This is a genomic window from Ruminococcus difficilis (genome assembly GCF_016680995.1).
This window is the reverse complement of the sequence record NZ_JAEQMG010000065.1, coordinates 1-1,415: the sequence shown is the minus strand read 5'-3', so window position 1 is coordinate 1,415 and position 1,415 is coordinate 1. Positions and strand designations below refer to the sequence as shown.

2 protein-coding genes and 1 rRNA gene are annotated in these 1,415 nt (G+C 49.0%); 1 reads left to right on the top strand and 2 read right to left on the bottom strand.

Features of this window, described 5'->3' with window-relative positions:
* Window positions 1-693, top strand: a 693-nt coding sequence (locus tag JKK62_RS07675; RefSeq protein WP_201427418.1) for a leucine-rich repeat protein, incomplete at its 5' end; no start/stop codon positions are given.
* A gap of 50 nt (window positions 694-743) precedes the next feature.
* Here JKK62_RS07675 and JKK62_RS07670 read toward each other — a convergent pair.
* A complete protein-coding gene (locus JKK62_RS07670) occupies window positions 744-938 on the bottom strand; it encodes a hypothetical protein (protein ID WP_201427417.1) in 195 nt (64 codons plus the stop codon).
* A gap of 192 nt (window positions 939-1,130) precedes the next feature.
* Window positions 1,131-1,415: ribosomal RNA gene (locus tag JKK62_RS07665) — 23S ribosomal RNA — on the bottom strand; the annotation flags it as partial.

The following is a 1,415-nucleotide window of genomic DNA, read 5'->3' as shown; positions in this document are numbered from 1 at the left end:
TCTTTTTTGAACTGCCCCCAATTAGTGTTTTACGGTCCGAAAAAAAGCACCGCTTATACATACGCAATCGATCACAACATCCTCTACGGAGTAATGATAGATGAATCCGGTGACTGCGAGTGGTTCCTCCATAACGGGAACCTGACCGTAAGCGGCGAGGGCGCAATGGCGGACTACGCTTCTTCTGCTCAATCACCGTTTGCTGCAGGTATCACCTCTATCGTTCTTGAAGAAGGCGTGACCTCTGTCGGCAACTATTCCTTTGCGGACATGCCCAACCTGGCAAGCGTTACTCTGCCCTCCACCCTGACCCGGATCGGCGGCCACGCCTTTGAAAACGCCGCTGCGCTGACCTCTGTCACCATTCCCGCAAGCGTGACCGAGATCGGTGAAGACGCGTTTGCCGGCTGCGAAAACCTGACTATATACGGCTACAAAGGTACCTCTGCCCAAAGCTACGCAAACAGCCACAACATCCCGTTTATCGCCCTTAAACTCAGCGGCGACGTGAACGGCGATAATAAAATAAACATCCGCGACGTCACTTTCATACAGCGTTTTGTAGGCGAATTTATCCAATTCACCGACGAACAACTTGCGGTTGCCGACGTTGACGGCAACGGGGTCGTCGACATCAACGACGCCACCCACCTGCAAATGTACCTCGCCGAGTACAACGTGACCCTCAGCTGATTAATAACTCCCTCTTGACTCTGCAACGAGAACCAAGAGGGAGTTTTTTATTAATTAAAATAGTAATCTTCCACCGCATCATCCTCGTATTCATCCCGCGCGGCAGGTACCGCGCCGGTCATCTCGGTCGACGAAACGATATCGTTGTCAAGAGTCAAGCCCTCGCAGTTATATCCGAACACGCCAGACATGCTCTCGTCATTTTTCGGTGGAAAAACCAATTTACGCTTCTTAAAAAATTTCAAAGCAAACAGCTCCTTTCAAAGTATACCTTTAGTATGCCCAAAAGGAGCTGTTTAATTAATAAAAAAAGCGCCGATTATCTCGACGCTTCTAGTACCTTCAAAACTGAATAAAAAGCAGAATGAGGAAATGTATCAAATACTGACTGACCAAAGATGATTGAAGGACTTACTTTGCATCTTGCCTTCGTTGTTATGGTCAAGCCCTCGACCTATTAGTACTGCCAAGCTGAACATGTCACCATGCTTACACACGCAGCCTATCAACCTCGTAGTCTTCAAGGGGTCTTACTAGCTTATGCTATGGGATATCTAATCTTGGAGTCGGCTTCACGCTTAGATGCTTTCAGCGTTTATCCGTTCCGTACATAGCTGCCCAGCTGTGCCACTGGCGTGACAACTGGTGCACCAGAGGTACGTCCATCCCGGTCCTCTCGTACTAAGGACAGAGCTCCTCAAATATCCTGCGCCCACGACAGA